We start from the raw sequence: 5851 nt of genomic DNA on the forward strand, positions 1-5851 counted from the left end.
TCGAGGGTCTTTAAGTTGTGCTTGTCCAAATTGTTCTTGTGCCCAAAGTTTAGCGTCTGAGTGTGTCATCTTAGTGTTTCAGTAATGATTGCTAAGTGATCAGATCACACACACTTGAAAGAGTTCAAAAAAAATCCCCAAGCTACAAGCTTGGGGATTTGTGTATAAGAGACAGCTCCAACTCCCCCTTTTCTCGACTTGGTTTGCCAAGCATTTGGATGTGATTATCAAGGGGGAGGGTTATTCTTTGCTGCCGTGAGTTCAGTGCTTTCACACCGTCATTCTGAAGGAGCCCAAGCGATTATTCAGAATCTATTTTCAGCGCGTTGCTATGTTCCATTGTGAATTGAATTATCTGCGAGTGCAGAACCAGTCCTCCCCTTTGAGCTCGTTGTGTTGAGAGCTTCGGAGTTTGAACAAGGGGAGGTTAGGTGGGGGTGGTGGTTTGAAGCTAAATGTTGGGTTATGTGTTTGCAACCTTCTTTCACCTTTCAGTCGTTCGTGTTTTAGCTAATGATTTGGATCGAGTTTGTGGTGAGTAGATTCCCAGTCTCACCTGAGTTCGCGGGAATGACGGAAAGAGAGAGCTAAACGAGCAGCGTCATTCTGAAGTAGCCTAAGCGATTATTCAGAATCTACTCTCAGCGTGTTGTGATGTTGGTGTTTGTTGCTGAATTATCCGCGAATGCAGAACCAGTCCCTCCCCTTTGATCTCGGAGTGTTGAGATCTTTGGAGTTTGATACAAGGGGAGGTTAGGTGGGGTTGGTGGTTTGGGGCTCATTTAGTTAACCGAAATTTGTTGAATTCTCATCTTCTGAGAATACTAATATTCACTTTAGCGAATGGTATGCTGTTTAATCGGTGGTGATACGGTATTTTTCTGCTCCTGTATTTAGCTCTGTAGAATTTGAATAAGCAAAAGGGGAACATGTGACAAGTGGCAATACTGTAATTGAAATGAACAATAGTTCGGTGGATGGCCAAGAGTCTGTTGTAGCCAAACTTCCTAAAGAGCAACTAAAATCTTTATTCTATTTATTTGCCGGTAAACCTGACTCACAAATAAAGGTTTATCACAAGCCATTATTTATAGAATTAGATGACATCAAAGAGTTGAATGCTTGTATTACTCGCAAGTTACAAACAAATCATATCCATGCCCAGATAACCTCTTTAACGATTGGCTACAAAGGCTCAGATATACAAGAGTTTGGTACATGGCAGGAGTTTGCAGAACATCATTGGCAGACTCCAGAATGTATCGAAGAGGTTGTTATTAAATGGGATTTTATGGTCGACATTCATGGTTATGAAGCTGCTCAACGGCATACCCTTTTAGTTAGAATCTCTGGGGATATGAAGCCCGGAAAATTTATGCAAATGATGGTTTCTGGTAATTATGATGATTTTGACCAAATTGACGTAATGACTGCACCTTCATTTTGTCGAGTTGATTTTATAAACGCTCAGATAAGTAAAGAGTTGATCAATGAGGTCACTGATTGGGTCAATTCGAGAAAGCAAACAGCTTTGATCACAGACTTTTACTATTGGTTCAAAAAGAAAAGACAAACGATCGCGACGCTTGTACATCATAGTTTTATTTTCATGTATTCCTTACTTTGGGTGTCTGGCTTCCTTTGGGCTGATAGTAACTTATATCCTGATGCTAGTATGCCAACGAAATATATTGCGATCTGGCTCTTCTTTGGCTTGTATGGTTTTACCCCAATAAGCAAAATTGGGCACTATCTTGCGAGTAAAGTGTACAGTGCTCTTGATGAGATTAATGGTAAGAAAGTCGTTTTTAACGTGACTTCTGGCGATAAAAAGGCAAATGCTGAGGCAATGGACTTGAATAAAGATCACGGGAAGTTGTTTTTACGTCAAACGGCTTGGTCATTATTTTTGAACGTTTTGGCTGGCATTATTGCAACTTACCTTTATGTAAATAGCTAGCAAGGCTTAATTTTCATTCATACCTTTAGTCTCCCCAAAAACCAAAAACCAAAAACCAAAAACCAAAAAAGCCAGCAGTTTATACCTGCTGGCAAAGTCTTTGGGCTTCTAGGTTTTTGATTTTATTTCTTGTTACTCATCGCTGTCACGGTGCCCCGATTGGTTTTCCGGGGAAGAAAACACAGCACCGTGCGCTTTGTGCTCAAGAAATTGGAGATTAACCTTGCTTACGGATTAGGTAGTCAAATGCGCCTAAGCTTGCTTTTGCACCTTCACCCATCGCAATGATGATCTGTTTGTAAGGAACGGTTGTTGCGTCACCAGCTGCGAACACACCTTCTAGGCTAGTATCGCCACGGCTACCGACTTCAATTTCGCCGCGCTCAGATAGGGCTACTTCTGAATCTTTTAACCATTCTGTGTTTGGTACTAGACCGATTTGAACAAAGATACCTGACAGTTCAATCTCTTTGATTTCATTTGTGTTGCGGTCTTTGTACTTCAAGCTTGTTACGCGAGTACCGTCGCCTACTACTTCTGTTGTTTGCGCCATCGTGATGATGTCTACATTTGGTAGTGAGTTCGCTTTGTCGATAAGCACTTGGTCTGCGCGAAGTACGTCTGCGAATTCAAGAACCGTTACGTGTTCTACGATACCAGCAAGGTCGATAGCGGCTTCGATGCCTGAGTTACCACCACCGATAACTGCGGTTTTCTTGCCTTTGAACAGTGGGCCGTCACAGTGTGGGCAGTACGCGACACCTTTGTTGCGGTACTCTTGCTCACCCGGAACGTTCATTTCACGCCAGCGTGCACCAGGGCTTAGGATGACACTCTTACTCTTCAGCGTTGCGCCACTTTCGAGTTGGATGTGAATCAAGCCGTCTTCTGTGTGTGCTGCGCCCATTAGCTTCTCAGCTTGTTGCTCAGTTACTACGTCTACGTCGTATTCTTTTAGGTGTTCTGCTAGATCAGTTGCCAGTTTTGGACCTTCAGTACGTTTTACCGAAATGAAGTTCTCGATTGCCATGGTGTCCATAACCTGACCGCCAAAACGCTTAGCAACCACACCAGTGCGAATACCTTTACGAGCAGCGTATAGAGCAGCTGCGCTACCACCAGGACCACCGCCGACAACAAGTACGTCGTATGGGTCTTTTTCGCTCAGTGCTTTCGCCGCTTTCTCGCTCGCGCCGTCATCCACTTTGTTTAGGATTTCAGTTAGAGACATACGGCCTTGACCGAATAGCTCACCGTTCACGAATACACTTGGTACTGCCATGATGTCGCGTTGTTTCACTTCATCTTGAAACAAACCACCGTCGATCATGGTTGCTTTTACTTTCGGGTTGAGCGCCGCCATCATGTTGAACGCTTGAACCACGTCCGGACAGTTTTGACACGACAGTGAAATGAAGATTTCTACGTCTAGATCTTTGTCTAGTGCTGCGATTTGCTCAATCACTTCTGGTTCTAGTTTGATTGGGTGACCGCCAGAGTGAAGCAATGCCAATACTAGAGAGGTAAATTCGTGACCCATTGGCAAGCCTGCAAAGCGTAGTGATGTGCCTTTTGCTGGGTTAGTTACCGCCATCACTGGTTTACGTGCGCTTGCGTTGTCGTCACGTTCAACGGTGATTAGGTCGCTCATCTCTGCGATTTGGTTCGCTAGAGACAAAATGTCATTCGATGCTTTGCTTTCATCTAGACTAACCACTAAACGAACTTCTTCTTTTACATTAGCCAGATATTGTTTGAGTTGTTGTTGGATCGCTTGGTCTAACATAGTTGTTACTACCTTAATTAAAACTAAAAAGTGGTTACTGTAGATAAAACCTGAGGGGGAGAGAGCAAATCAGGCAGAAGGTCGTCAAGGTATCTAACCTGAAGTGCTCTCTAATTCAGTTCTAATCAGAAAAAGGAAATCGGGAACTGATTAGAACTTAAATTTCAGTGCCTTAGATTTTGCCAACTAGGTCTAGTGATGGAGCTAGTGTCTCTTCACCTTCTTTCCATTTAGCTGGGCAAACTTCGCCTGGGTGCGCTGCTACGTATTGAGCTGCTTTCACTTTGCGTAGTAGGTCTTCTGCGTCACGACCGATACCTTCAGCAGTGATTTCCATTGCTTGGATAGTACCTTCTGGGTCGATTAGGAACGTAGCACGGTCTGCAAGGCCTTGACCTTCACGCATCACACCGAAGTTGTTTGTGATGTTGCCTGTTTGGTCGCCAAGCATGTAGTACTGAATCTTACCGATTGTGTCTGAGCTGTCGTGCCATGCTTTGTGAGTGAAGTGTGTGTCAGTTGATACTGAGTAAACTTCTACGCCACGTTTTTGTAGCTCTTCGTAGTGGTCTGCTAGGTCGCCCAGTTCTGTTGGACATACAAACGTAAAGTCTGCTGGGTAGAAGAAGAATACTGCCCATTTACCTAGAACGTCTTGTTCTGTTACTTCAACGAATTCGCCGTTTTTGTACGCTGTAGCTGCAAATGGTTTGATTTGAGTATTAATCATAATTTACTTTCCTTTGAATGTTTTAAGCTGAGCTGTTGTTGCTTTCGGAAAGTATATTCTCATCGGAGTGTGTTTAAGGAAAATCGCTTGTAACTATCCTATTGATAGCCATTTCCTATTTCACTTGATAGGTAAATCCGATGTAAGTGAGTTTGCTTTGATAGGTTTTATTGAAGATGAAGGCAGATTAGCAATAGAGAATATCGATGATTACTTTGAGTCGATCGTCTAGCTAAGATCGAAAGAGCCTGCATCTCGACAGGCTCTTTCTAATAGGAAGTGGGGAAGCGGATGCTTCTATCTTGTTAGCTCAGATTGTCGAGCACTTTGCCACACAGCTTCTTCAGCATGATCATCTCATCCAGCTCTAAGGTTATTTTGCACATCATGGCGTTTGGCACTGACTTAGCTTGTTCTTTAAGGTCACGACCTTGTTCTGTTAGGTTGAGTACGCGAACGCGCTCATCGGTCTCACTGCGCCCACGTTCTACATAGCCTTTTGCTTCTAAGCGTTTAAGCAGCGGCGTGAGTGTGCCTGAGTCCAAATGCAGTTGCGACCCCAATTCTTTTACGCTGGCACCGTCTTTCTCCCACAGCACCATCATCACCAAGTACTGAGAATAAGTCAGATCAAGCTTGTCCAACAACGGGCGGTAAGCTCGAATCACCGCATTCGCTGCGCTATAGAGAGGGAAGCAAATTTGGTTTTCGAGTAAGAGTTTATCGTCGTCGGTCATGATGTTGTCGGTGTGACACTGGCTCATTGGCGTTGCCTAGCTATCCATGGAAAAAAACATAATAAATTGTGCGCAATATAGTTGCAACGATCTTTAATTCGATATAAGGTTGTTGGCAATTAGATAGCGCACAACTTAAATTGAAAAGGAAATTAGTATGACTACAATCTATAAAACTCAGGCTACCGCATTGGCTGGTCGCAATGGTCAAGTAAAAACAAATGATGGCCTTCTAGAGTTAGAACTGTCTTACCCTAAAGAGATGGGCGGTACTGGTTCGGCGACAAACCCAGAACAACTTTTCGCGGCGGGCTATTCAGCGTGTTTTTCTAACGCGATTCTGCACGTAGCGCGTGAAGGTAAAGTAAACCTGAAAATTGCACCCGTAACAGCGGAAGTGGGCATCGGCCCTAACGATAACGGTGGCTTTGCACTAACAGTGAGCCTAGCGGTAGAACTAGACATGCCACAAGAACAAGCGCTAGAGCTAACGCGTATTGCACACCAAGTTTGCCCATATTCAAACGCAGTTCGTGGCAACATTGATGTGGCAGTATCGGTAAACGGCGAAGCAATTTAAGTGGTTTCAACCACTGAACAAAGACAAGAAAGCCTGCAAGTACGCCTGTCTCTTGATC

The 5851-nt window shown here is 43.9% G+C and carries 5 protein-coding genes; 2 read left to right on the forward strand and 3 right to left on the reverse strand.

The features are described 5' to 3' along the window. Positions 1–931: 931 nt before the first annotated feature. Entirely contained in the window at positions 932–1960 is a 1029-nt protein-coding gene (locus tag KIV40_RS25850) for a hypothetical protein (RefSeq protein WP_285352051.1), read from the forward strand. A 217-nt stretch (positions 1961–2177) separates the two neighbouring features. Here KIV40_RS25850 and ahpF read toward each other — a convergent pair whose 3' ends face one another. The 3 genes from ahpF to KIV40_RS25865 form a co-directional block, all read right to left on the reverse strand. After that, positions 2178–3746 (reverse strand): alkyl hydroperoxide reductase subunit F, encoded by a 1569-nt coding sequence (gene ahpF / locus KIV40_RS25855; protein WP_285352052.1) that lies wholly within the window; start codon positions 3744–3746, stop codon positions 2178–2180. 172 nt (positions 3747–3918) lie between these two features. Then, positions 3919–4476, reverse strand: a complete 558-nt coding sequence (ahpC, locus tag KIV40_RS25860) for an alkyl hydroperoxide reductase subunit C (RefSeq protein WP_005374632.1) — start codon at positions 4474–4476, stop codon at positions 3919–3921. A 305-nt stretch (positions 4477–4781) separates the two neighbouring features. Next, on the reverse strand, positions 4782–5240 hold the full coding sequence (locus KIV40_RS25865) for a MarR family winged helix-turn-helix transcriptional regulator (RefSeq protein ID WP_005536293.1): 459 nt from the start codon (positions 5238–5240) through the stop codon (positions 4782–4784). A gap of 130 nt (positions 5241–5370) precedes the next feature. Between KIV40_RS25865 and KIV40_RS25870 the strand changes: the two genes are divergently transcribed. Beyond that, positions 5371–5793 carry an organic hydroperoxide resistance protein gene (locus tag KIV40_RS25870; RefSeq protein WP_285352053.1) on the forward strand — a complete coding sequence of 141 codons (423 nt, stop codon included), beginning with the start codon at positions 5371–5373 and terminating at the stop codon, positions 5791–5793. Positions 5794–5851 lie beyond the last annotated feature (58 nt).

It is taken from the genome of Vibrio sp. D173a (assembly GCF_030248475.1).